This window comes from Kitasatospora sp. NPDC051170 (assembly GCF_044455705.1).
In the GTDB taxonomy this organism is placed as follows: Bacteria; Actinomycetota; Actinomycetes; order Streptomycetales; family Streptomycetaceae; genus Kitasatospora.
Genome location: NZ_JBITFA010000004.1, coordinates 16,228 through 41,481, shown reverse-complemented (window position 1 = coordinate 41,481; position 25,254 = coordinate 16,228). Strand labels below are relative to the sequence as shown.

At 73.6% G+C, this 25,254-nt stretch carries 14 protein-coding genes; 10 read left to right on the top strand and 4 right to left on the bottom strand.

The window, feature by feature from the left end; all coding sequences use genetic code 11:
* The first annotated feature begins 152 nt into the window (after window positions 1-152).
* Together ACIBCA_RS10235 and ACIBCA_RS10230 are read left to right on the top strand one after the other, a co-directional pair.
* A complete protein-coding gene (locus ACIBCA_RS10235) occupies window positions 153-473 on the top strand; it encodes a helix-turn-helix transcriptional regulator (RefSeq protein ID WP_396282436.1) in 321 nt (106 codons plus the stop codon).
* A gap of 211 nt (window positions 474-684) precedes the next feature.
* A complete protein-coding gene (locus ACIBCA_RS10230) occupies window positions 685-1,362 on the top strand; it encodes a BTAD domain-containing putative transcriptional regulator (protein ID WP_396282923.1) in 678 nt (225 codons plus the stop codon).
* 179 nt (window positions 1,363-1,541) lie between these two features.
* Here ACIBCA_RS10230 and ACIBCA_RS10225 read toward each other — a convergent pair whose 3' ends face one another.
* From ACIBCA_RS10225 to ACIBCA_RS10215, 3 genes are all read right to left on the bottom strand, one after another.
* Window positions 1,542-2,186, bottom strand: a complete 645-nt coding sequence (locus tag ACIBCA_RS10225) for a LuxR C-terminal-related transcriptional regulator (RefSeq protein WP_396282435.1) — start codon at window positions 2,184-2,186, stop codon at window positions 1,542-1,544.
* Complete coding sequence (locus tag ACIBCA_RS10220) at window positions 2,150-3,460, bottom strand: sensor histidine kinase (protein ID WP_396282434.1); 1,311 nt, start codon at window positions 3,458-3,460, stop codon at window positions 2,150-2,152. The genes ACIBCA_RS10225 and ACIBCA_RS10220 overlap by 37 nt, the downstream gene beginning before the upstream one ends.
* 92 nt (window positions 3,461-3,552) lie before the next feature.
* Window positions 3,553-4,011 carry a MaoC family dehydratase gene (locus ACIBCA_RS10215; protein ID WP_396282433.1) on the bottom strand — a complete coding sequence of 153 codons (459 nt, stop codon included), beginning with the start codon at window positions 4,009-4,011 and terminating at the stop codon, window positions 3,553-3,555.
* 103 nt (window positions 4,012-4,114) lie between these two features.
* On the opposite strand from ACIBCA_RS10215, the gene ACIBCA_RS10210 reads away from it, so the two are divergent.
* Window positions 4,115-4,867 carry a 4'-phosphopantetheinyl transferase family protein gene (locus ACIBCA_RS10210; protein ID WP_396282432.1) on the top strand — a complete coding sequence of 251 codons (753 nt, stop codon included), beginning with the start codon at window positions 4,115-4,117 and terminating at the stop codon, window positions 4,865-4,867.
* 147 nt (window positions 4,868-5,014) lie between these two features.
* Window positions 5,015-7,222, top strand: coding sequence for an MMPL family transporter (locus ACIBCA_RS10205; protein ID WP_396282431.1), 2,208 nt, complete (start codon window positions 5,015-5,017; stop codon window positions 7,220-7,222).
* 119 nt (window positions 7,223-7,341) lie between these two features.
* On the opposite strand, the gene ACIBCA_RS10200 is transcribed toward ACIBCA_RS10205, so the two are convergent.
* Window positions 7,342-8,106 (bottom strand): BTAD domain-containing putative transcriptional regulator, encoded by a 765-nt coding sequence (locus tag ACIBCA_RS10200; RefSeq protein WP_396282430.1) that lies wholly within the window; start codon window positions 8,104-8,106, stop codon window positions 7,342-7,344.
* A gap of 232 nt (window positions 8,107-8,338) precedes the next feature.
* On the opposite strand from ACIBCA_RS10200, the gene sbnA reads away from it, so the two are divergent.
* From sbnA to ACIBCA_RS10170, 6 genes are read left to right on the top strand one after another with little or no spacing between them, the layout of a single operon-like run.
* Window positions 8,339-9,331, top strand: coding sequence for a 2,3-diaminopropionate biosynthesis protein SbnA (gene sbnA / locus ACIBCA_RS10195; protein WP_396282429.1), 993 nt, complete (start codon window positions 8,339-8,341; stop codon window positions 9,329-9,331).
* A complete protein-coding gene (locus ACIBCA_RS10190; protein ID WP_396282428.1) occupies window positions 9,328-15,831 on the top strand; it encodes an amino acid adenylation domain-containing protein in 6,504 nt (2,167 codons plus the stop codon). The genes sbnA and ACIBCA_RS10190 overlap by 4 nt, the downstream gene beginning before the upstream one ends.
* Window positions 15,828-23,138 (top strand): amino acid adenylation domain-containing protein, encoded by a 7,311-nt coding sequence (locus ACIBCA_RS10185; RefSeq protein WP_396282427.1) that lies wholly within the window; start codon window positions 15,828-15,830, stop codon window positions 23,136-23,138. Before ACIBCA_RS10190 ends, ACIBCA_RS10185 begins: the two co-directional genes overlap by 4 nt.
* On the top strand, window positions 23,135-23,338 hold the full coding sequence (locus ACIBCA_RS10180; protein WP_396282426.1) for an MbtH family protein: 204 nt from the start codon (window positions 23,135-23,137) through the stop codon (window positions 23,336-23,338). Before ACIBCA_RS10185 ends, ACIBCA_RS10180 begins: the two co-directional genes overlap by 4 nt.
* Window positions 23,339-23,342: 4 nt before the next feature.
* Entirely contained in the window at window positions 23,343-24,356 is a 1,014-nt protein-coding gene (locus ACIBCA_RS10175) for an ATP-binding cassette domain-containing protein (protein ID WP_396282425.1), read from the top strand.
* Entirely contained in the window at window positions 24,353-25,153 is an 801-nt protein-coding gene (locus ACIBCA_RS10170; protein WP_396282424.1) for an ABC transporter permease, read from the top strand. The genes ACIBCA_RS10175 and ACIBCA_RS10170 overlap by 4 nt, the downstream gene beginning before the upstream one ends.
* The last annotated feature ends 101 nt before the right edge of the window (window positions 25,154-25,254 follow it).

Sequence of the window (25,254 nt, the reverse complement as noted above, 5' to 3'; positions counted from 1 at the left end):
CGATCGTGCGTGCACGCGAGCGCGCCCGTCCTCGAGTAGGGGTTTGACGGCACCTGCACTGTGGTGGTTTGTTACGGGAGTTGTGAAGTCGCAAGCGCGTTCGTCGGCATGTGGAGGGCATGCCGGGACCAGGGGGCGCGGCTGCGGTTCTCGTGGCGGACGTGAAGCGGGGGGCGGTTGGCTTGCACGGTGACGGCGGCCTCGCGTCGGCGCGCTGGCGCGCGGAACTCACCCGGGTGGGGGCACTGTCGGGGCGGGAGCGGCAGGTCTTCGACCTGATCGGCGCCGGGCACTCGAACCGGGGAATCGCCGACCGGCTGCACGTGACCGAAAGAACCGTGAAGGCCCACGTCGCCAGCATCCTGGCCAAGTTGGGCGTGGAGTCACGGCTGCAGGCCGGACTGGTGGCACAAGTTCACCAACTCATGTACGAAGGTACATGGCCGGACGAGGTGCGCGCGTCGGATACTTGACCGCGCGAGTGATACCCGAGCTTTCCCCATTTGCAGGACGTTCCAAACAATGTCGACCTCTGTTGGCGGGCGTGAGGTTGCAAACAGGACAGCTTGTGGCTTGAGTTCACCGCTAGGGACGGGGAATTTGGTGCACATCTCCATATTGGGCCCACTGCTGATCGGAGACGGTCGGAGAACCGTGGGCTTACGGGCGAAGAAGAACCGCGTGATGCTCACCATGCTGGCGCTCAACGCCGGCCAGGTGGTCGCATTCGACGAACTGATCGACGAACTCTGGGGGGAGGCGCCGCTCAAGAACGCACGGAACGCCCTTCAGGCCAACGTCAAGCGCATGCGCAAGTCGTTGGCCGAACTCGGCCTTGAGAGGCCGGAGCAGGAACTCATCCGCACCGTCGACAACGGCTACATGCTGGACGTCTCGGAGCAGGAGGTCGACGCGTACCGCTTCCTGCGCACAGCGGAAAAGGGCGCGAACCTGGTCAACGACCGGCCGTACGAGGCCATGGACACCCTTCGCGGCGCACTGGCGATGTGGCGTGGACCGGCTCTGCTGGACACCAGCGACGGCCCATGGTGCCGCGCCGTCGCACTGCGACTCGACGAACAGCGCAAGACCGCCCGTGAGGATCTGATCTCCGCTCAGCTGCAGGCCGGCGAGGCCGGAACGGTCGTCGCCGAGCTGAAGCAGCTGCTCGGGCAGTATCCCGAACGGGAACGGTTCAGTGAGCAGTTGATGATCGCCCTGTACCGGTGCGGGCGCCAGTCGGAGGCGGTGGACATCTTCCACCGCACCCGCAAGTGGCTCGACGACGAGCTCGGGCTCAAGCCGAGCCGCCGGCTCCACCACCTCTACCAGGCGATCCTGATGCAGGACCCCTCGCTGTAAGTCCGCTGGGGCATGGGCAGCATGCCCCATGGCCGGCGCGCAGTCGTCGGCGGCACCCGTTCTTCCTCACCCGGGGGCCGCCGACGGCTTCGTTCTACGCGCGTCCATGACAAGTCGTCAATTGGCTGGTTCTCGCAGCCGGTTGCCGCATCCGCAGCAGGCCTCGCCGCGCCAACGGCTCAGTGATCGAGGTAGGCGAGGACGGCGAGGACCCGGCGGTTGTCGGCCTCGGTGGGCGGGAGGCCCAGCTTGGTGAAGATGTTGCCGATGTGCTTGGCCACGGCCTTCTCCGAGATGTAGAGCGCCTCCGCCGTACCGGCGTTGGAGCGGCCCTGGGCCAGGCACTCCAGGACCTCGCGCTCGCGGCCGGAGAGGGCGGTCAGGCGCTCGTCGCGCACCTTGCGGGTGAGCAGCTGCTGGATGACCTCCGGGTCCATCGCCGTGCCGCCGGCGGCCACCCGTTCGACGGCGTCTATGAACTGGTCGCCGTTGGTGACCCGGCTCTTCAGCAGGTACCCGACGCCCGCGGAGCCGGTGGTCAGCAACTCGTGGGCGTAGAGCGGCTCGACGTACTGCGAGAGCAGCAGGATCGGCAGGTCGGGCACCCGGGTGCGCGCCTCCACGGCCGCCCGCAGGCCCTCGTCGCTGAAGTCGGGCGGCAGCCGGACGTCCACCACCGCGACGTCCGGGCGCAGTTCGGTGAGCGCCCGCAGCAGCATGGGGCCGTTGTCGACCGCCTCGACCACCTCGTGGCCGTAGGCGGTCAGCAGTTGCACCAGGCCGTTCCTCAGGAGGAAGTGGTCTTCGGCGAGGACAACGCGCACGGCAACTCCATGGTGATCAGGGTCGGGCCTTCCGGCGGACTGCTGACAGCCATGATGCCGTCGAACGCGGCCAGCCGACGCTCGATCCCCCGCAGTCCGGTGCCCCGGTTCGGGTCGGCGCCGCCGCGCCCGTCGTCGGTGATGTCCATCCGGAGCATGCCGTTCTGGTACCGGACGTCGATCCAGGCGCGCTGGGCACCGGAGTGCTTGGCGGCGTTGGTGAGGATCTCCGAGACGGCGAAGTAGGCGGCGGACTCGACGGGCGGCTCGGGCCGGCCGGGCAGGTCGATGGTGACCTCGGTCTCCAGCGGGCAGAGCAGGGCGAGGGAGCGGATCGCGTCGCCGAGGCCCCGGTCGGCCAGCACCGGCGGGTGGATGCCGCGGACCAGGTCCCGCAGTTCGTCCAGCGCCTTGGTCGAGGACTCGCGGGCCTCGGCGAGCAGGCCCGCCACCGCGTCCGGGTTGGTCTTGAGGAGCCGCTCGGCGGCGTTGAGGGTCATGCCCATCGCGACCAGCCGGGCCTGCGCGCCGTCGTGCAGGTCGCGCTCGATGCGGCGGATCTCCGCCATCTGCGTGTCCATCGCGTCGGAGCGCGTGGTGGTCAGGTGCTCTATGCGCTGGGCCATCGCCTCGTCGGCGCTCGGCGCCAGGATGCGGGCGAGGTACCGGGCGTGGCGCGGGGCGGTGCGCGGGGCGTCCCAGAGGCCGAGCAGGGCCGTCGCGACGGCCAGCAGGACGGCGAGCACCGAGGTGATCGGGCCCTCGACGGGGATGAACATGTACCAGATGCTGCCCAGGTCCTCCGAGACCATGGGGCCGATCACCGCGGCCACCAGCCCCCAGACGCTGCTGAGCAGCAGCGCCACCGGGATGCAGGCGATCACGCCGCCGATCAGCGGGTCGACGACGACGAACCGCCAGTCACGCCAGACCTGGTTGTGCCGGGCGACGAGGAGGGCGTGGATCGCCGGCCCCTGCCGGGTGTCCGGGATCGGGGGGTAGTTGGAGGACACCGCGACGCCGGACCACTGCTGGGCCAACTCCCGGTGCCGGTCGACCAGTCGCCGGACGGCGCGCTGGCTGCCGGGCAGCAGGCCGACGGTCAGGCCGGTGGCCAGGAAGCTGTAGACGGTGGTCAGCCACGCGCCGAGCACCATGGCCCACAGGGAGAGTCTGAACAGCACCAGGGAGCGTCGCACACCGGTGATCGCCTCGCTGGTGGACGGTAGTTGCGTGCGCCCGATCACCGATGCGCCGTGCTGCCTGTCGTTCATCCGGTTCCCCCTGGGGTCCCGCATCCCTCGTTGATGCGCTGCCCTCCATTATCGGAACCGTGATCGGCCACCGCAGGGGAGGAAAATCCACCTTATGGCCACGGGACGGCCAACGAACGGGTTTCGGCGACACAGGCGACACCCGGCTCGCCCTCCACCTCGACCTCCATCCGCAGGCCGAACAGGCAGCCGGAGGGCAGCTTCCGGGCGCTGGTCAGCGTGGCGCCCGCCCGGATCCGCTTCCCGACGCGCACCGGCCGCTGGAAGCGCACCGAGTCCAGGCCCACGTTGATCATGTGCTGGGTGCCGTCGATGGTCAGGATGGTCTCCGTCATGCCGGAGAGCAGACTCAGTGTCAGGTAGCCGTGGGCGACCGTCCCGCCGAAGGGGCCCTCGGCCGCACGCTCGGTGTCGGTGTGGATCCACTGCTCGTCGCCGACGACGGCGCCGTAGCGGTCGACCATCTCCTGGGTGATCTCGACCCAGTCGCTGTGGCCCAGGTGTTCGCCAGTGGCGGCGGTGAACTCTTCGACGCTCGGGAAGGTTGTCACGGCGCACATCCTGCTGGGCGGCTCCGAGCAGTGGCAAGCGCCCGCGGCCGCCGGTCAGCGGGAGGTCAGCGCGGTGTCAGCCGACCCGTGGACCTTGTCCCCCATGACAGCGATCGACGCCGCGTACGTCGAGGTGTGGACCGTTCCGCTGGGCGCGGAACCTCAGCCTCCGCCCGCTCTCGGCGCGTACCTCGACGACGGGGAGCGCGCCCGCGCCCGCCTTCTGCGGGACGCGGTCGGCCGGGCCCGCTTCGTCACCGCGCACGCGGCGCTGCGCGCCGTCGTGGGGGCGCGAACGGGCTGCCCGCCCGAGGATGTGCGGTTCACCCGGGGCCCGAACGGGAAGCCCGAAGTCGATGGACAGGACGGGCTGTTCATCAGTCTGTCCCACTCGCACGACATCGCCCTGGTGGCGCTGGCGGCCCGCCCGGTCGGCGTGGACGTGGAGCGCCTGGGCGAGGCGTCCACCGTCACCAGGATCGCCGAACGCCACTTCCCCGCCTCCGAGTTCGCCGCCGTGGCGGCCGCGCCGGAGGAGGAGCGGGCGGCGCTCTTCGCACGTCTGTGGACGCGCAAGGAGGCGTGCGTCAAGGCGGCGGGCGCCCGCCTCACCCAGGGGCTCGGTCTGCCGGTGCAGGGCGTTGACGGCCAGCTGACCGTCCAGGGCGGCGGCGGGGCCCTGGACGGTCCGTGGCGCGTCGCGGATCTGGCTCCGACACGGGGGTACGCCGGAGCCGTGGCCCTGATCGGATCAGGGCCTTTCCGGGTCGCGGTTCGATCCTGGCTGCCACCGGCCGCAGAAAATAGGGGAGAAAAGTCCACCTCCCTCAGGGAACTTTCCCCCGCGTCGTCATGACGGTCCATCGATAGCGTGAAGTACCGAAGGCGGGTGCCGGGATGCCCATTGCGGGCCGGCACTTGGAGCACCTGGACTCGTCTTGCTCTCCACCGCCCAGATGATGCAGGTCGCTTCGCGGAAGACCGCGAGAAATTAGGAGCGGACGTGGCAAACCAGAACGTACTGACGCGAACGGCGCGGTGGAGCGCCCGGCACCCGTGGTGGGCCGTGGTGATCTGGGTCCTCTTCGTCGTGCTGGCGCTCGCCGTCGGCGGCAAGACCGGCACGAAGGTGGCCACCAACACGGACCTGGCGATCGGCCAGTCCGCGCAGGCCACCGCGCTCGCCAAGGCCGGCGGCCTGACGCAGCCGCCCACCGAGGCCCTGCTGGTGACCTCCCTCCACGGCGACCTCGACAAGGCGGCCGCCGAGCGCGCCGCCACGGACGCGACGGGCCGCCTCAAGGGCGTGGCCGACGTGGCCTCGGTCGGTGACCTGGTGCCGTCGGCCAACGGCCAGGCGGTGCTGGTGCCGGTGGTCATGAAGGGCGAGCAGGACACCGCCCCGGACCGGGTGCAGCCCCTGATCGACGCCGTGAAGGGCGCGCAGGACGCCAACCCCTCGGTACGGGTCGAACTGGTCGGCCCCGACACCATCAAGGCCGCCCTCAACACCCTGCTGGACGAGCAGGTGGGGCAGGCGACGCTGCTGAGCTTCCCCGTCACCCTCATCGTGATGATGTTCGTCTGCGGCGCCATCATCGCCGCCGGCGTCCCCGTGGTGCTCGGCCTGTCCGCCGTCCTCGCCGGCCTAGGCCTCTGGGGCGCCGCCTCGCAGCTCGTCCCGGACCCGGGCGCGGTGAGCCAGCTCATCGTCCTGATGGGCATGGCGGTCGGCGTCGACTACTCGCTGTTCTACCTCAAGCGCTACCGCGAGGAGCGGGCCCGCGGGCTCGGCAAGATCGACGCCGTGGAGGTGGCCGCCGCCACCTCCGGCCACTCCGTGGTGGTCTCCGGCACCGTCGTGATCCTCTCCATGGCGGCGCTCTACCTGGGCGGGAACCTGGCCTTCACCGCCATGGCGACCGGCAGCATCCTGGTGGTGGCCATCGCGATGTCCGCCTCGCTGTCCGTGCTCCCGGCCATGCTGATCATCTTCGGCCGGGCGCTGGAGAAGCCCCGGGTACCGCTGATCTGGCGCTTCCAGGGCCGCACCAACGGCCGGGTGTGGTCCGCCCTGCTCCGCCCGGCGCTGAAGCACCCGGCGATCAGCCTGCTGCTGTCCACCATCGCGCTGGTGGCGCTGGCCGTCCCCGCCATGCACCTTCAGCTGAAGGCCACCGGCGTGGACGACCTGCCGAGGGACATGCCCGCCATGCAGGCCGAGGCGCGGCTGACGCAGTTCTTCCCGATCCAGTCCAACACCCAGCTGGTCGTGGCCCAGGTGCCGGCCGAGGGCGCCGCGGACCTGCGCACCGCCATCGCCACCCTGGTGGAACGCACCTCCCACGACCCGCTGTTCACCTCCACCCCGCCGCCCGAGGTCAACACCTCGCACGAGGGCCGGTACGCCGCCGTCTCCATCGGCACCCAGCTCACCAGCGGTTCCGCGGAGGCCCGGACGTCCCTGAGCCGGCTGCGCACGGACCTCGTGCCCAACACCATCGGCAAGGTGCCCGGTGTGAAGTGGGCGGTCGGCGGCAGCGACGTGGCCTACGACGTGGACTACCGCGCCCAGGTGGTCGACAAGATGCCGTGGGTCCTCGGCTTCGCCCTGGCCCTGACCTTCGTGGTCACGGCGCTGTCCTTCCGGTCGCTCGTGCTGGCCCTGGTCACGGTCGTGCTCAACGTGCTCTCCGCCGGTGCCTCGTTCGGTGTGCTGGAGCTGGTCTTCCAGCACACCTGGGCCGACAAGATCCTGGACTTCCACTCGACGGGCAAGGTGGTGGCGTGGCTGCCGCTGACACTGTTCGTCATCCTGCTCGGCCTGTCGATGGACTACCACGTGTTCGTCGTCGGCCGGATCCGCGAGGCGGCCCAGAACGGGCTGTCCGTCCGTGAGGCCGTCGAGCAGGGCATCACCCGCTCCGCCGGCGTGGTCACCGGCGCCGCCCTGGTGATGATCTCGGTGTTCGCCCTGTTCGCCTCGCTGACCTTCATCGAGATGAAGCAGCTGGGTGTCGGCATGGCCTGCGCCGTGCTGCTGGACGCGACGCTGATCCGGATCGTGGTCCTGCCCTCGGTGATCGCCCTGCTGGGCCGGTGGATCTGGTGGCCGTCGAAGCTGCACACCAACGCCGAGGCCGCGGGCGGTGCGGTCGCGGGCGAGGCGGGCGGCGTCAAGTCCCCGGCGGTCGCGAGCGAAGCGGTCTGACACTCCTGAAGCAGTGCGTGGGGCGGGTACCGGGAAACGATCCGGTACCCGCCCCACGCGTTTTCCGTCAGCGCGTTCCGTCAGCGCGTTCCGTCAGCGGGTGACGTCAGCGGGTGACGTCAGCGCGACAGCGAGGCGTCCTGGGTGATGATCGCCTGGTAGAGCCGCTGCAGGTGGAGGCTGGGCAGCAGCCCCATCTCGGCGTCGAGCCGCCGGCGCGTGCGGTGGAAGGTGTCGATCGCCTCGTACTGCCGGCCCGTCCGGTAGAGCGCGATCATCAACTGCTCGCTGAGCCGCTCCCGTTCGGGGTGCTCGGCGTGCAGCTGCTTCAGTTCCGGTACGACCGCCCCGGCCTCGCCGGCCTCCAACTGGGCGGCGATCAGGTCCTCCTGGACGATCCTGCGCTGTTCGTCGAGGCGGAGCGCGGCCGCGCGGCAGCGCTGCCCGTCCGCGATGTCCACCAGCGCCGGCCCGTACCACATGGCCAGCGCGCCGCGCAGCAGGTCGGCGGCCTTGCGCGGCGAGTGCCCGATCAGGGCGCGGCCCTCCCTCGCCTGCTGCAGGAAGCGGTTGGCGTCGAGCCGGTCCGCCGGCATGCCCAGGACGTAGCCGTTGCCGACGGTGCGCACCACGCCCCGGTCGGTTCCGTCCAGTCCGATTCGCCCGAGCGATCCGCGCATCCGGGCCACGATGCCCTGGAGCGAGTTGCGCGTGTTCTTGAGCGGGGCCTCGCCCCACAGTTCGTCGACGAGTTCGTCGAAACCGACCACCTGGCCCGCGCGCAGGGCCAGGACGGTCAGCGCCATGCGGGCCTTCTTCGCGCCCAGAGCGGCGGTCTCCGTTCCGCTCCTGGCCCGCAGCGGTCCCAGCATCGTGATGTGCACGGCATTCCCCCCGAGTCCCGGCGGCGCCGTCGAGGTGCCGAATCCAAGGGTGTCCTGACGCCCGAACAGTACATCCAGCGAAGGGGCGGGGCCTCCTCGGCTCCGTCGCGTCAGCATGGTGTCAGCGAAGGCCGCCATCACGTCAGCAACGTGTCAGCGCCCAGTCAGAGCCGCAATGGAACCTTCTTGCTGTCGACGTCACGACGTACCGCCGACGGCCGGGAGCTTCGCAATGCCTGTCATATCTGCGCCGCACGAATTCGACGTCAGCGATCTGTTCGTCGATCTGCATCCGATCTTCGCAAGACACCTCTACCTGAAGGTGGAGGGGTTCAACTTCGCCGGATCGATCAAGCTGAAGGCCGCCCGCGAGATCGTCGCCCAGGCCGAAGCCGCCGGGGTCCTGGGCCCCGGCTCGACCCTGGTCGAATCCTCCTCGGGGAACATGGGCGTCGCGCTCAGCATGCTGGCCGCCAACCGCGGTTACCGCTTCGTGTGCGTGACGGACTCCCGCTGCAACGCGGCCACCCGCCGCACCATGCAGGCGTTCGGTGCCGAGGTCCACACCATCACCGAGCCGCACCCCGTCGACGGCTTCCTCGGAGCCCGCATCCGCTACGTGCAGGAGATGTGCGCCGCCGACGAGAAGGTCGTCTGGCTCAACCAGTACGAGGCGCCGGGGAACTGGATGGCCCACTACAGCACCACCGGGCCCGCGATCGCCTCCAAGTTCCCCGAGCTCGACGTCCTGGTGATCGGCGCCGGCACCACCGGCACCCTCATGGGCTGCGCCCGCTACTTCCAGGAGCACCGCCCCGGCGTCAAGATCGTCGCCGTCGACTCCGTCGGCTCCGTCACCTTCGGCGGCGCCCCGAGCCCGCGACACATCCCCGGGCTCGGCACCAGCATCCGCCCCGGCCTCCTGGACGAGTCCTACGTCGACACCGTCGTCCACGTCGAGGAGCCGGACACGGTGCGGATCTGCCGCCAACTGGCCGCCAACGGCTACCACTTCGGCGGATCGACCGGTACGGCCGTCGCCGGTGCCCTGGCCTGGATGCAGGAGAACTGCGCCGACCGCAGCACCCGGGCCGTCACCATCGCCCCCGACCTGGGCGAGCGCTATCTCGACACCCTGTACGACGACAACTGGGTCCGCGACACCTTCGGCGCCACGGCACTGGCCGGCGACGAGGAGCGGAACGAAGGGCGAGCAGCTCGATGACCGTGTCCCCTGGCATCCACCTGCCGCTCACCGCCGCCCAGTCCGAGGTCTGGTACGACGAGCAGTTCGCGACCGGGCCGCTCGGCTACGCCCAGGGCGACTACATCGACCTGCACGGCCCGCTCGACCCCGCCCTGCTCGAGCGCGCCCTGCGCCGGATGGCGGTGGAGGCCGAGGGCCTGCGGGTGCGCTTCGGCGAGCACGACGGGGTGCCCGGCCAGTTCGTCGCCCCGGTGGAGGAGGACCTGCTCGCGCGGGTCGACCTCTCCGCCGAGGCCGACCCGGTGGCAGCCTCCGAGGCGTGGATGCTCCGCGACCTGGACCTGCCGATGAAGGCCGCCGAGCCGCCGCTGACGCGCAACGCGCTGCTGCGCCTCGGCCCCGAGCACCACCGGCTCTACCTGTGCGGACACCACATCCTGTGCGACGGGTACAGCCGCAGCCTGGTCCACCCGCGCCTCGCGGCGATCTACAGCCACCTCGTGGACGGCGGCGACGAGGCGGGCCTCGCCTCCTCGGCGCTCCCGCCGTTCCGGCTGCTCCTGGACGCGGAGGCCGCCTACCGCGAGTCGCCCCGCCTCGCCAAGGACCGCGCCTACTGGACCGACCGCCTCACCGCGGGATCGCCCGAGCCGTCCTCCCTCTCCACCCGCGAGCCCGCCCCCGGCCTGGTCGCGCTGCGCCGCACCGAGTCGCTGGACACCGCCGCCGCGGACCTGCTGCGCACCGCCGCCGTGGCCGCCAAGGTCACCCCCGCCGTCCTGGTCTCCGCCGCGCTGGCCGCCTACGTGCAGCGGATGACGGGCCTGGAGGAGCCGCTGCTCACCCTGCCCGTCACCGGCCGGGTCGGCGCCGCCGCCCGCGGCATCCCCGGGATGGTCGCCAACTACCTCCCGCTGGCCGTACCGCTGCGCCACGGTGCCACCCGTGACGAGCTGCTGCGCGGCACGTGGAAGGAGATGACCAACGCGCTGCGCCACCAGCGCTACCGCGGCGAGCAGATCCGCCGCGACCTCGGCATGCGCACGGACGACCGCCGCCCGTTCGGGCCCTTCGTCAACGTCCTGGACCAGGACCCGGTCCTGGACTTCGGCACGTGCCGCGGCCAGGTGGTCAACCTGTCCACCGGCATCGTCAACGACCTGATCCTGACCGTCCTCAACCTGGGCGACGGCTCCCTCGAACTGCACCTCGACGGCAACAGCGAGCTCTACGACGGCGACGAACTGGCCGCGCACGCCGCCCGGTTCCGCGCCTTCCTCACCGCCTTCGCGAGCTGCCCCGGGGACACCGTCGTCGACCGCCTCGACGTGGTCCTGGACGGCGAGCCGAGCGGCATGCTCATCGCCGCCGACCTCGAGGCCGCCCGGCCGGCCGAGGCGCAGGACTCCGAAGCGCGGGACTCCGAGGCGCAGGACTCCGAAGCTCCGGGCGACGTGATCGGCCTGATCAGGGCCGCCGCCGCCCGTACCCCCGACGAGATCGCCGTGGTCGACGGCGACCGCCGGCTGACCCACGCCGAACTGCAGCGCCGCATCGAGGGCGTGTCCGAGCGGCTGCGCGAGGCGGGCTGCGGCCCGGACACCGTCGTCGCCCTGATGACCCGCCCCGGCGCCGGCTACGTCGCCGCGATCCTGGCCACCCAGGAGGTCGGCGCCGCCTGGCTGCCGCTGGAGGTCGCCGCGCCCGCCGCCCGTACGGCCTCGCTGCTGGGCGACGCCGGGGTCCGCGCGCTGCTCGTCGGCGAGGGCTTCGAGGAGCAGGGCCGGGAGGCCGCCGAGCTGGCCGGGGACGTCCTCGTCCTCCCGCTCGAGACGGAGTCGGACGACCGGGCGGCGGAGGGCCCGGCCGTTCCCCGGCCCGTCGGATCGGGCCAGGACCTCGCCTACGTGATGTTCACCTCGGGCTCCACCGGCCGCCCCAAGGGCGCGATGGTGCACCGGGCCGGCATGCTGAACCACCTGTGGGCCAAGGTCGACGACCTGACCCTGCAGCCGGGCGAGGGCGTCGTCGCCAACGCCCCGCTCACCTTCGACGTGCACGTCTGGCAGCTGCTGTCCCCGCTGCTGGTCGGCGGTCGCACCGTCGTCGCCAGCCCCGAGACGGCCTCCGACCCGGACGCCCTCTTCGCGCTGGCCGTCGACGAGGGCGTCGCCGTGCTGGAGGTCGTGCCCTCCCTGCTGCGCGCCGCCCTCGACCTGTGGGACGCCCGCGGGGAGAACCCCCGCCTTCCGGGCCTGCGGCAGCTGATGGTCACCGGCGAGGCCCTGCCCGCCGACCTGGTCGGCCGCTGGTACTCCCGCTTCCCGTCGATCGGCATGGTCAACGCCTACGGGCCGACCGAGTGCTCCGACGACGTGACGCACGCCTTCGTCACCGCCGAGGACGCCGCCACCGGCCGCATCCCGATCGGGCGCGCCGTGCGCGGCACCCGGCTGTACGTCCTCGGGGACGGGCTGCGCCCGATGCCCGTCGGCGTGCCCGGTGAGCTGTGGGTCGGCGGCGTCGGAGTGGGCCGCGGCTACGTGGGCGACCCGGTCCGGACGGCGTCCGTGTTCCCGGCCGACCCGTTCGCGGGCGGCGGCACCCGGATGTACCGCACCGGCGACCGCGTGGTCCTGCGCAAGGACGGGCAGCTGGAGTTCGTCGAACGGCGCGACTTCCAGGTGAAGGTCCGCGGCCGCCGCGTCGAACTCGGCGAGATCGAGGCCGCCGTCCGCGCGGTGCCCGGCGTCCTGGACGCCGTGGTCGTCGCGCACGGCTCCGGGCTGGCCGGCTACGTGGCCGCCGCCCCGGGCGAGGTCGACGCCGACCTGCTGCGCGACCGCGTCGGCGCCGTGCTGCCCGGCTGGATGGTGCCGGGCTGGTGGATCGTCCTGGACACGCTGCCCCTGACCGCCAACGGCAAGGTCGACCGCAAGGCGCTGCCCAAGCCCGGCGCGGCCACCCCGGCCGCGAGCGCGCCCGCCGGACCGGTCATGACGGCCCGCGGGCCGCAGACCGACGCGGAGCAGACGCTGGGCGCCGTGTTCGCCGAGATCCTGGGCCTGCCCGGGGTCGGCGCGGACGACGACTTCTTCGCCCTCGGCGGCGACAGCATCCGCGCCATCGAGGTGGTCGGCGCGGCCCGCCGCGCGGGCCTGGTGCTCAGCACCCGCGACGTGTTCACGGGCCGTACGGTCCGCGTCCTCGCCCAGGTCGCCCGCCCCGCCGACGGGCAGGCCGGCCGGCAGAGCGGGCAGATCGAGCCGGTGGGCGTGCTCGACATGACGCCCATCGCCGCCCGCCTCCAGGAGGACACCGGCTCGACGACCGGCCCCGCCGCCGGCTTCAGCCAGCACATCGCCGTCCGGATCCCCGCCGGGCTGGACGCCGCACGGCTCACCACCGCGCTGCACGCCCTGATCGAGCACCACGACGCCCTCCGGACGCGGCTCACCGAGCCCTCTCCCGGCCTGTGGCAGATGGAGGTGCTCCCGCGCGGCGCCGTCCCGGCCGACGAGGGCCTGGTCCTCTCCCTGTCGGACGAGCGTCCCGCCGGGGACGGCGCGGCGCTGCTCCAGCTGATCGACCGCCAGGCCGCGGCCGCCCGCAACCGGCTCGACCCGGCGGCGGCCCGGATGATCCGCGGCGTCCTGATCCCCGGCCCCTCCGCGGAGCCGGGCGAGCAGATCCTGCTGCTGGTCGCGCACCACCTGGTGATGGACGGGGTCTCCTGGCGCATCCTGCTGACCGACCTGTCCGCCGCCTGCGACGCCCTCGCCCAGGGCCGCCGGCCCGAGCCGCAGCCCGTCGGCACCTCCTTCCGCGCCTGGTCCAAGCTGCTCACCGAGCAGGCCCGCACCGAGGTGCGCGGCACCGAACTGGCCCTGTGGGAGCGCGTCCTGACCGGCGCCGACCCGCTGCTCGGCCCCCGCCGGCTGGACCCGGCGCGCGATGTGAAGGCCACCGCCGACACCCTGCGCGTCGAGCTCCCCCCGGAGGTCACCCAGCTGCTGCTGACCAGCGTCCCCGCCGCCCTGCGGGCCGAGATCAACGACGTGCTGCTGACCGCCCTCGCGGTCGCCGTCGCCGAGTGGCGCCGCCTGCGCTGCGGCGACGGTTCGAGCGCCACGCTGATCGAGCTGGAGGGCCACGGCCGCGAGGAGCTCTCGGACGGCCAGGACCTCTCCCGCACGGTCGGCTGGTTCACCAGCATCCACCCGGTGCGGCTCGACCCGGGCCCGCGCCCGGAGGAGGCGCTCGGCCGGGCGCTCAAGCTGGTCAAGGAGCAGGTCCGGGAGGTGCCCGAGCACGGCATCGGCCACGGCCTGCTGCGCCACCTCAACCCGCAGGCCGCGCGGCTGCTCTCCGCGTACCCGCGGCCGCAGCTCGGCTTCAACTACATGGGCCGGTTCGACGCCCGGGAGGACGTCCTGTGGTCGCCGGTCACCGGTGACGGCATCGTCGGCACCGGCATGCAGCCGGCCATGCCGCTGGAGCACGTGCTCCAGCTCACCCCGGCGACCGAGGACCGGGCCGACGGCCCGCACCTGGTCGCCAACTGGACCTTCGCCGACGGCATCCTCGACCGGGAGTCCGTCGCGGAGCTGGCCGACGCCTGGTTCCGCGCGCTGCGCGCCCTGACCGAGTACGCCCTCTCCCCGGAGGCGGGCGGCGCCACCCCGTCCGACTTCCCGCTGGTCGGCCTCGACCAGCAGGAGGTCGAGACGTACGAGGCCGCGCTGACCTCGGCGAACCCCGCGCTCACCGCGGGCCAGGCGCTCTCGGACGTGCTGCCGCTCACCCCGCTCCAGCGGGGGATGCTCTTCCACCACGCGGCCGACCCGGACGCGGTCGACGTCTACACCCTGCAGATCGCCGCCGACCTCGAGGGCGAGGTCGACCCCGCGGCCCTGCGGGCCGCGGGCCAGGCCCTGCTCCGGCGCCACCCGGCGCTGCGGGCCGTCTTCCTGCACCGCGCCTCCGGCGACCCCGTCCAGCTGATCCCCTCGGACGCCGAGCTCCCGTGGCACGAGGCCGACCTGACGCACCTGCCGGAGTCCGAGCGGGCGGCCGAGGCCGCCCGCCTGACCGAGGAGGAGCGCACCCACCGCTTCGACCTGGCCTCGGCGCCGCTGCTGCGCTTCACCCTGATCAGGACCGGGCCGGAGCAGTACCGCTTCCTGTGGACCTGCCACCACCTGCTGGTCGACGGCTGGTCGATGCCGATCCTGGTCGAGGAGCTGCTCGGCCTGCTGAACGAGCAGGCCGAGGAGGGCGCCGAGGTCAGGACCGTGGCCGAGCCGGCCGGGCCCGCCCCGCACCGCTCGTACTACGCCTGGCTCGCCTCCCGCGACCGCGAGGCCGCCCGGGACGCCTGGAAGCGGGCGCTCGCCGAGCTCCCCGGCCCGACGCTGGTCGCCCCGGCGGCCGTCGCCGAGGCCGTCTCCCTCCCGGAGTCCCTGCACCTCGACCTCGACGAGGAGCTCACCGCCCACCTCCACGCCGCCTCCCGCGGCGCGGGCCTCACCGTCAACACCGTGGTGCAGGGCTGCTGGGCGCTGCTGCTCAGCGAGCTGACCGGCTCCCCGGACGTGGTGTTCGGCGCGATCACGGCCGGCCGGCCCGCGGAGGTGCCCGGGATCGAGTCGATGGTGGGCATGTTCCTCACCACCGTGCCCGTGCGCGTGCGGCTCCACCCGGACGCCACCCTCGGCGCCCTGTTGCGCACCCTCCAGGACGAGCGCGCAGAGCTCCTGCCGCACGAGCACCTCGGCGTGGCGGAGATCCACCGGGCCGCCGGGCTGGTCGGCGAGGCCTTCGACACGGTCCTGTTGTTCGAGAACTTCCCGATCGGGTCCGGAGCGTCCGCCGCCCCGGGGAAGGTCCGCGTGGTGCACGCCGAGGCGCGCGACGCCCGGCACCACCCGCTGAGCATGGCCGTCCTGCCGGAGGGCGAGCGGCTGCGACTGCGGCTGGACTACCTGCCCGCCGCCTTCGACCGCGACCAGGTGGCCGCGTTCACCGAGCGCTTCACCACGCTGCTGCGCCTCGCCGCCACCGCCCCCGACACCACGCTGGCCCGCCTGGGCACGCCGCTGGAGCCCGCGCCCGGCGCGGCGCTCCAAGGCCCGGCGGCCGTCCTCGGCGCCCCGGGCGGCGCCGACACCGCGCCGCGCGCGCCGCGGACCACCGGCGAGGAGGCGCTGTGCGCCGTCTTCGCCGAGGTCCTGGGTGTGGAGCAGGTCGGTGCGAACGACGACTTCTTCGCCCTCGGCGGGGACAGCATCCGGGCCATCCAGGTGGTCAGCCGGGCGCACCTCGAAGGCCTGGTGTTCGCCGTGAAGGACGTCTTCGCCGGCCGGACCGTCGCGGCGCTGGCCGGACTCGCCGAGGCGCACCACCCCGGCGAGGCCGACCGGCCCGCGGAGCCGGCCGCCGCGGACGAGCCCCTGCTGGCTCTGGACGACGACGAACTCGCCTTTATGGAGATCGACTTGAACGAGGACATGCTGTGACCGGGAAGCCGAGGATCGTCGAAGCGCTGCCGCTCTCCCCGCTCCAGCAGGGACTCCACTACCTCGCCGCCGAGGGCAGCGGCCCCGACCCCTACATCCTCCAGCTGTCGGTGCGGGTCGAGGGCGACCTGCCCGTCGAGCGCCTGCGCGAGGCGGCGGCGGCCCTGCTGGCCCGCCAGCCGCACCTGCGCAGCTGCTTCCGGCCGCGCCGCAACGGCGAGGTCGTGCAGGTGGTCCTGGACGAGGACTCCGTCCAGGTGCCCTGGCGCGAGCTGGACCTGACGGACCTTCCGTACCGCAAGCGCCAGATCGCGGCCGACCGCATCGCCGACGAGGACCGCCAGGCCCGCTTCGACCCGGCGCGCCCGCCGCTGATGCGCTTCACCGCGATCTGCATGGGCCGGCGCCGCTACCGGCTGCTCTGGTCGGTGCACCACCTGCTGCTGGACGGCTGGTCGATGCCGCTCGCCGCGCAGGAGCTGCTCACCTTGGCGGGCCTCGCCGGGCCCGAGCCGCTGGCCGAGCCCGTCCCGTACAAGACCTACCTGCGCTGGCTGGCCGGGCAGGACCAGGAGGCCGCCCGCGCCGCCTGGGCCGAGAACCTGGCCGGGCTGGACGGACCGCTGCGCCTGGCGCCGCGCGCCGTGGAGCACACCGGCGGGGAGCTGCCCGAGGTCGGCTCGGCCTCCCTCTCCCCCGAGCTGACCCGGGCCCTCTCCTCCTGGTGCGCCACCGAGGGCGTCACCCTCAACTCGGCCGTCCAGGCGGCCTGGGCGGTGACGATCGGCTACCTGTCCGGCCGTCAGGACGTGGTCTTCGGCACGGTCACCTCCGGGCGGCCCGCCGAACTGCCGGGCGTCGAGACGATGATCGGCCTGTTCGCCAACACGGTGCCCGTCCGCGCCGAGCTGCGCCCCGACCGCACCGTCGCCGACCTGATCCGGGCCATGGCCGCGCAGCAGGTGCGGCTGATGCCGCACACCCACCTGCCGCTCGCCGAGGTCCAGGCCGCGGCCGGGCTGCGCGGCGAGCTGTTCGACACCGCGGTCGCCTTCCAGAGCTACCCGATGGCCGAGGCCATGCCCTCCGACGGCAGCCTCATCCTGGACGAGATCCAGGTGCGGACCGCCACCCACTTCGCGCTGGGCCTGACCGTCACGCCGGGCGAGGGGCTGGACTTCTCCCTCGCCCACGCGCCCAGCGCCTTCGAGGAGGAGGGCGACGGCGCCCGTACGGCCGCCCGGGCACTGGAGCTGTTCACCGACACCCTGGAGCGCACGGCCGCGGACCCCGAGAGCCTGCTGGCCGGGTTCGGCGGCGCCGACGAGGCCGTCGAGGACGCCGGCCCGGACCTGCGCGACGACTTCACCCGCGGCGCCACCCTGCACGAGCTGTTCCGGTGGCACGCCGGGCGGAACCCGCAGGCGCCCGCCCTGATCGTCCCGGACGAGGGCCGCCCGGAGGACCCGGCCGCGGCGCTCACCCTGGGCTACGGGCAGCTCGACGCCGCCTCCGACCTCCTGGCCCGGCGGCTGGAGGGCTCCGGCGCGGGCCCCGGCGCCTTCGTGGCCCTGGCCCTGCCGCGCGGCGCCGACATGATCGTCGCGCTGCTCGCCGTCCTCAAGACCGGCGCCGCGTACCTGCCCGTCGACCTGGCCTATCCGCCCGAGCGGATCGCCTTCATGCTCGAGGACGCGGCCCCCGCCCTCATCGTCACCACCTCCGGGACGGTGCTGCCGGAGGGCTGCGCCGCCCGCCGGGTCGACCTCGACCTGCCCGGCGACGAGAGCGACGAAAGCGACGAGGGCTACGAGCAGGCCCCGCAGCCGGCGCGCACCCCCGTCGCCGAGCCGGGCAGCCCCGCCTACGTCGTCTACACCTCCGGCTCGACCGGCCGCCCCAAGGGCGTCGTCGTCCCGCACGAGGGCGCCGTCAACCTGGCCGTCCACCACGCCGCCCGGCTGCACGCGGGCCCGGGCGCCCGAGCCCTGCAGTTCGCCTCGTTCAGCTTCGACGCCACCGTGTGGGAGCTGTGCGCCTCGCTCTACACCGGCGGCGCCATGGTGCTGGCCACGGCGGAGAGCCGGATGTCGGGCGAGGCCCTGGCCCGGCTGTTCGCCGCGCACCGGATCAACCACGCGGTGCTGCCGCCGACCGTCCTGGCCGGCCTGCCCCAGGACGCCGAACTCCCCGCCGACCTGCGGCTGTTCACCGCCGGCGAGGCCCTCCCGGCCGCCCTGGCCGAGCGCTGGTCGGGCCGCGTCGAGCTGTGCAACGCGTACGGCCCGAGCGAGACCTCCGTCTGCGCCAGCGTCAGCGAGCCGCTGCGCGGCGCCGGCAAGCCGCCGATCGGCACCGCCGTCTCGGCCTTCCGGCTCTTCGTCCTCGACTCCGCCCTGCGCCCGGTGCCCACCGGCGTGGCCGGCGAGCTGTACGTGGCCGGCCCCGGCCTGGCCCTCGGCTACCACGCCCGCCCGGGCCTGACCGCCGACCGGTTCCCCGCCTGCCCGTTCGGCCCGCCCGGCGCCCGGATGTACCGCACCGGCGACGTGGTGCGGCGGCTGGCGGACGGCGCGCTGGACTACGTCGGCCGCGCCGACCAGCAGGTCAAGCTGCGCGGCTTCCGCATCGAGCTCGGCGAGATCGAGACCGTCCTCGGCGCCCACCCGTCCGTCGCCCAGGCGGCCGTGACGGTCCGCGAGGAGCGGCCCGGCGACCGCCGACTGGTCGGCTACGTGGTGCCGCGCGGCGCCGCCGCCCTGGACCTGGAGGAGCTGCGGGAGCACGCCGCCGCGACCCTGCCGGTCCACATGGTGCCCGCCGCCCTGGTCGAGCTGCCCACGCTGCCCGTCACCCCGAACGGCAAGGTGGACGCCAAGGCGCTGCCCGCCCCCGAGCACACCGGTGCCGGACGGCTGCCGGAGACCGACGAGGAGCGCGAGCTGTGCGCGATCCTCGGCGAGGTGCTCGGCCTCGAAAGGGTCGGCGCCGACGACGACTTCTTCGCCCTCGGCGGGCACTCGCTGCTCGCCGCCCGGGTCGCCAACCTGGTCCGGGCCCGGCTCGGCACCCCGGTGTCGGTGCGGGACGTCTTCGAGGCCCCCAGCGCCGCCGCCCTGGCCGCCCTGCTGACCCGCTCCGGCGACGACGAGGGCGACGGCAACGGCAACGGCAACGGCGACGGCACCCGCCGCGAGCAGCTCCCGCCGCTGCCCGAGCTGGTCGCGCAGGAGCGGCCGGCCTCCGTCCCGCTCTCCCACGCCCAGGAGCGGCTCTGGTTCCTGGAGCGGCTCGGCGTGCCCGAGGGGCTGTACTCCATCCCCTTCGGCGTGCGGATGCGCGGGGCCCTGGACGTCGGGGCGCTGCACGCGGCGCTGCGCGACCTGGTCACCCGCCACGAGTCCCTGCGCACGGTCTTCGCGGCCGTCGAGGGCGGCGACGGCACCGGCGCCGAGCAGCGCGTGCTCGCCCCGGAGGCCGTCGAGCTGCCGCTGCCGCTGGTGGAGTGCACCGAGGAGGAGCTGCCGCAGGCGCTCGCCGCCGAGGCCGTCCGCGGCTTCGACCTCTCCGCCCAGCCGCCGCTGCGCGCCAAGCTGTTCGCCCTCGCGCCCGACGACCACGTGTTCTCGCTGGTCCTGCACCACATCGCGGCCGACGGCTGGTCCCTGGGCCCGCTGTCGAACGACCTCGCCGAGGCGTACCGCTCCCGGCTCGCCGGGCGGGCCCCCGCCTTCGAGCCGCTGCCCGTCCAGTACGCCGACTTCACGCTCTGGCAGCGCAGGCTGCTCGGCTCCGAGCAGGACCCGAAGAGCGAGGTGTCCCGCCAACTCGCCTTCTGGAGCCAGGCGCTGGAGGGCCTGCCGGTCGAGACCGCGCTGCCCTTCGACCGGCCCCGGCAGGCCGTCGCCACCCACCGCGGCGGCACGGTCCACCTGCCCGTCCCGGCCGAACTGGTCCGCTCGCTGCGGTCGTTCGCCCGCGAGGCCGGGACCAGCGTCTTCATGGTCGCGCAGGCCGCCCTCGCCGCCCTGCTCACCCGCTACGGCGCCGGCACCGACATCCCCGTCGGCAGCCCGGTGGCGGGGCGCGGCGACGCCCGGCTGCACGGCCTGGTCGGCATGTTCGTCAACACCCTGGTGCTGCGCACCGACACCTCCGGCGACCCTTCGTTCGCCGAACTCGTCGGCCGCGTCCGGGACTTCGACCTGGCCGCCTACGGCAACCAGGACCTGCCGTTCGAGCGGCTGGTGGAGGAGCTCAAGCCGGAGCGCTCGCTGTCGCGCAACCCGCTGTTCCAGGTGATCCTGGACTGCCGGGACGCCGACCCCGTGCCCGACACCGGCACGGACCTGACCATGGAGCCGGTGCCCGCCGAGGGCAGCACCGCCAAGTGGGACCTGTTCGTCCAGCTGACCTCGGAGCCGACGGCCGACCGGATCGACCTGGCCGTCGAGTACGCGAGCGACCTGTTCGAGGAGCGGACCGTACGGCGCCTGGCCTCCGCGCTGATCCAGCTGCTGGCCTCGGCCATCGCGGCGCCCACCAGCCCGCTCTCCCGGCTGGAGGTCCTCACCCCGGAGACCAGGCGTGACCTGGCCACCCTCGGCGAGAGCCCGGTGGACACCTCCCGCACCACCGTCACCGCCCTGTTCGACGCCCACCTGGCCGCCGCGCCCGAGGCCCCCGCGGTGCAGTTCGCCACCGGCCTCGGCAGCCGCCTCGACGGCGCCCTGACCTACCGCGAGCTCGACGCCGCCGCCAACCGCACCGCCCACCACCTCGCCGCCCACGGCGTCGGCCGGGGCGACGTGGTGGCGCTGTGCCTGGAGCGCGGACGGGACGCCGTCGTCGCCATGCTGGCCACGGCCCGGCTCGGCGCCGCCTACCTGCCGCTCGACCCGGCCTACCCGGCCGCCCGGCTGCACCACATGGTCACCGACAGCGGCACCCGGGTCCTGCTCACCCAGCAGTCCCTGGCCGAGGCGGCCGCGGGCGCGGACCCGGAGGGCACCTGCACCACCGTCCGCCTGGACGACCCGCAGGTCCGCGCGGAGGTCGACGCCCGCCCGGCGACCGCCCCCGCGGGCGAGACCGACCCGGACGACCTGCTGTACGTCATCTACACCTCCGGCTCCACCGGCACCCCCAAGGGCGTCGGCGTCTCCCACCGGGCCACCGCCCGGCTGGTCCACGGCATGCCCGAGCTGGGCTTCGCCCGTACGGACACGTTCCTGTGGAACGCCTCGCCGGCCTTCGACGCCTCGGTCTTCGAGGTGTGGACCGCCCTCGCGCACGGCGCCCGGCTGGCGGTCAACCCGCCCGGCCCCGCCGACCCCGAGCGGCTCGGCGCGCTGCTGCGGGACACCGGCGTGACCGTCTCCCTGATCACCCCGCGGCTGGTCAACGTCATCACCGACCTCGACCCGACCTGCCTCGCCCCGCTGCGGCTGCTGCTCACCGGCGGCGAGGCCGTCTCCGCGGAGCACGTGCGCAAGCTGCGCCAGGCGCTGCCGGGCACCGAGGTGGTGGACGCCTACGGTCCGACGGAGGCGGCCGTCATCGCCACCGTCCACCAGGTGCGCTCCCTCGCACCGGAGGCGTCCTCCGTCCCGATCGGGCTGCCCATCGGCGACACTGCCGTGTACGTCCTGGACGAGGCCCTGCGGCCCGTCCCGTACGGCGCCGTCGGCGAGCTGTACGTCGCCGGCCACGGGCTCGCCCGCGGCTACCTCGGCCGCCCCGGGCTGACCGCCGGGAACTTCGTCGCGGACCCCTTCGGCCCGCCCGGCACCCGGATGTACCGCACCGGCGACCTGGTGCGCTGGGACGTCGACGGCCGGCTGCACTTCACGGGCCGCAGCGACCACCAGGTCAAGGTCCGCGGCTACCGCATCGAGATCGGCGAGATCGAGCGGGCCCTGGCCGCGCACCCCGCCGTCGCCCGCGCCGCCGTCACCGTCCGGAACGACGACTCCGGGGACCGGCTGCTCGTCGCCTACCTGGTGCCCGCGGACCCCGACGCCGCCCCCGAACCGGCGGACCTGCGACGGGACCTGGGCGCGACCCTGCCCGCCCACGCGGTGCCCGGCGCGTTCGTCCTCCTCCCGGAGCTGCCGCTGACGCCCAACGGCAAGCTGGACACCGCGGCCCTGCCCGCCCCGGCCACGCTGAGCGAGGAGCCCGCGCTGCCCCGCACCCCGGCCGAGCGCGTGCTCTGCGCGGCGGCGGCCGAGGTGCTCGGGCGCACGGCGGTCGGCCCCGACGACGGCTTCTTCGCCCTCGGCGGCGACAGCCTCAAGGCCATCCGCCTGGTGAACGCCGCCGGGCAGGCCGGGCTGCGGCTCGACCTGGCCGCCGTCTTCCAGTACCGCACCCTGGCCGAACTGGCCCTGGCGGGAAGCACCATGGACGCGGAGGGCCCGGTCGACATGCTCGCCCCGCTGCTGCCGATCCGCGCCGGCGGGACGCGCACGCCGCTGTTCTGCGTGCACGGCGGCCTCGGCTTCGGCCTGCCGTTCGCCGAGCTCGCCCGCCACCTCGACCCCGAGCAGCCCGTCCACGCCCTCCAGGCGCCGGGCCTGCGCGAGGACCAGGCCCCGCCGGCCGACCTGGCCGCGGTCGCCGAGGACTACGTCGCCCGCATCCGCACCGTCCAGCCCAGCGGCCCCTACCAGCTGCTCGGCTGGTCCTACGGCGGCATCGTGGCGCAGGCGATGGCCGTCCGGCTGCGCGCCGAGGGCGAGGAGGTCTCCTTCCTCGCCAACCTCGACTCCTATCCGGACTCCGCCCCCGAGACCCAGCCCACGGACGAGGAGTTCCTCGCGGACTTCCTCACCGAGGCGGGCATCGGCGCCGACGCCCTGCCCCACCCCACCGTCCCGACGGTCGCGACCCTGCTCGCCACCACCGGCGGACCGCTCGCGGCCTTCGACGAGCCCGCCCTGGTCCGGCTGCTCACGGTCATGCGCGCCAACGTCGACCTGTTCCGCGGTCACACCCCGGAGCCCTTCGACGGCATGATGACCCTGGTCGTCGCCACCGGTTCCCTGGACGGGGAGGACATCGAGGTCCGCACCAAGACCTGGGAGCGGTTCGTGACCGGCGGCGTCGACGTCCACCCGGTGCACTGCGCCCACCCGGACATGCTGGGCCCCGGCCCCGCCGCCGAGATCGGCCGGGTCGTCGAGCACCGGCTGAACGCGCTGAACGCGCCGGCCGCCCTGAACACCCCGAACGCCCTGAACGCCCTGAACGCCCCCACAGCCACCACCCGTACGACCTCCGACAGCCTGGGAGACGCGTCATGAGCAACCCCTTCGACAACACCGAGGGCCGCTTCCTCGTTCTCGTCAACGAGGAGGGCCAGCACTCGCTGTGGCCGGCCTTCGCGGACCGGCCCGACGGCTGGACCGTCGCACTCGACGAGACCGACCGCGCCACCGCCGTCGCGCACATCGAGCAGAACTGGACCGACATGCGCCCGCTGAGCCTGCGGAACCGGGGCTGACCCCATGGGCACCGATACGGCGATCCTCGCCGAGGGGCTGACCAAGAGTTACGCGACCCACACGGCCCTCCACGGGGTCGACCTGTCGGTGCCGTCCGGGACGGTGCTGGGCGTGCTCGGCCCGAACGGGGCCGGCAAGACCACCACCGTCCGCATCCTCGCCACCCTCCTGCGGCCGGACGGCGGCCGCGCCGTGGTCGCCGGACACGACGTCGCCCGCGCCCCGCGCGAGGTGCGCCGCCGGATCGGCCTGGCCGGTCAGTACGCCGCCGTGGACGGCCTGCTGACCGGCCGGGAGAACCTGGTGCTGCTCGGCCGCCTGCTGCGGCTCGGCAGGAACGGCGCGGCGGCGCGCGCCCAGGAACTGCTCGACCGCTTCGGCCTGCTGGACGCCGCCGAGCGCCCGGTGGGCACCTACTCCGGCGGCATGCGCCGCCGCCTCGACCTCGCGGCCTGCGTGGTCGGGGAGCCCGAGGTGCTGTTCCTCGACGAGCCGACCACGGGCCTCGACCCGGTCAGCCGGACGGTGCTGTGGAAGGTGGTGCGGGACCTGGTCGCCGACGGCGTCACCGTCCTGCTCACCACCCAGTACCTGGAGGAGGCGGACGAGCTCGCCGACCGCGTCGTGGTCATCGACACCGGCAAGGTCGTCGCCGAGGGCAGCCCCGACGAGCTCAAGCGCAAGGTCGGCACGGACAGCCTCGAGGTGACCGTCGCCCGGCCCGAGCAGCTGGCCGACGCGGCGGCCGCCCTCGCCGCCCTCGGCGGCCGCGTCCCCACCACCGACGAGGAGGGCCTGAAGGTCAGCGTCCCCCTCGAACACGGGCTGGACGACGTCGCGGCGGCCGCCTCGGAGCTGCGCGGCCGGGGCGTCACCGCCGCCGACTTCCAGGTCCGCCGGCCCTCGCTGGACGACGTGTTCTTCGCCCTCACCGGGGCCGCGGCCACGGCCAAGGCGCCCGCCGTCTCCGCCCCCGCCTCTGCCCTCGCCTCCGTGGAAGGAACCGAGAAGCCATGACGGCGCTGGGAGCCTACCTGGCCGACACCGCGGTCCTCACCGGCCGCCATCTGCGCCACCTGCGCCGGTCCCCGGCCAGGCTGCTGCTGGTCACCATGACCCCCGCCGTCATGCTGATCGCCATCGGCTACCTGTTCCGCGACTCGATCACCATCCCCGGTGTCGCCTCGTACGAGGACTACATCATGGCCGGGATCGCCGCCCAGGTCGCCCTCGCCGGGGTCGGGCCCACCGCCCTCGGCGTGGCCATCGACCTGCGCGACGGACTGGTCGACCGCTACCGCTCGATGCCGATCTCGGCCAGCAGCGTGCTGGTCGGCCGCGCCCTGTCGGACATGGTCACCTCGGCGGTCGCGCTGGCGGCCGTCTCCGGCCTCGGCCTCCTGCTCGGCTGGCGCCCCCACGGAGGAGCGGGGCGGATCGCGGCCGGCTTCGCGGTGCTGCTCGCCTTCTCCTTCGTCATGCTCTGGGTCGGCATCCTGCTCGGCACCACCATGCGCAACGTGGAGGCGATCGACGGCACCGGGGCGCTGATCCTGGTCGTCCTCTCCTTCCTCTCCAACGCCTACGTGGCGGTCGGCGGACTGCCGGGCTGGCTGCGTCCGGCGGCCGAGTGGAACCCCGTCAGCTCCGTCATCACCCTCTGCCGCGTCCTGTGGGAGAACCAGCCGACCGGACCCACGTCCGGGTTCCCCGCGGACCACCCCGGCCTCGTCGTCGCCTGCTCCCTCGGCGTCGTCCTGCTGGCCGTCGTCCCCGCCGCACTGCGCGGTTTCCGGCGCGCCGTGGAGCGTTGAACCAGCGTCAGCGGGATGTCAGTTGGCAATCATCGGCGCCCCCTAGTTTGGCCTCCGGGACAACCGGAGCCTCAAGTACCGACCCCGAAGCACCATCCCGA

What these genes read in the sequence shown, in the direction of transcription:
- ACIBCA_RS10230 (WP_396282923.1), top strand. Translation starts at nt 685, where the DNA reads ATGCTCACCATGCTGGCGCTCAACGCCGGCCAGGTGGTCGCATTCGAC.
- ACIBCA_RS10220 (WP_396282434.1), bottom strand. Translation starts at nt 3,460, where the DNA reads ATGAACGACAGGCAGCACGGCGCATCGGTGATCGGGCGCACGCAACTA.
- ACIBCA_RS10210 (WP_396282432.1), top strand. Translation starts at nt 4,115, where the DNA reads ATGACAGCGATCGACGCCGCGTACGTCGAGGTGTGGACCGTTCCGCTG.
- sbnA (WP_396282429.1), top strand. Translation starts at nt 8,339, where the DNA reads ATGCCTGTCATATCTGCGCCGCACGAATTCGACGTCAGCGATCTGTTC.
- ACIBCA_RS10190 (WP_396282428.1), top strand. Translation starts at nt 9,328, where the DNA reads ATGACCGTGTCCCCTGGCATCCACCTGCCGCTCACCGCCGCCCAGTCC.
- ACIBCA_RS10180 (WP_396282426.1), top strand. Translation starts at nt 23,135, where the DNA reads ATGAGCAACCCCTTCGACAACACCGAGGGCCGCTTCCTCGTTCTCGTC.
- ACIBCA_RS10175 (WP_396282425.1), top strand. Translation starts at nt 23,343, where the DNA reads ATGGGCACCGATACGGCGATCCTCGCCGAGGGGCTGACCAAGAGTTAC.
- ACIBCA_RS10170 (WP_396282424.1), top strand. Translation starts at nt 24,353, where the DNA reads ATGACGGCGCTGGGAGCCTACCTGGCCGACACCGCGGTCCTCACCGGC.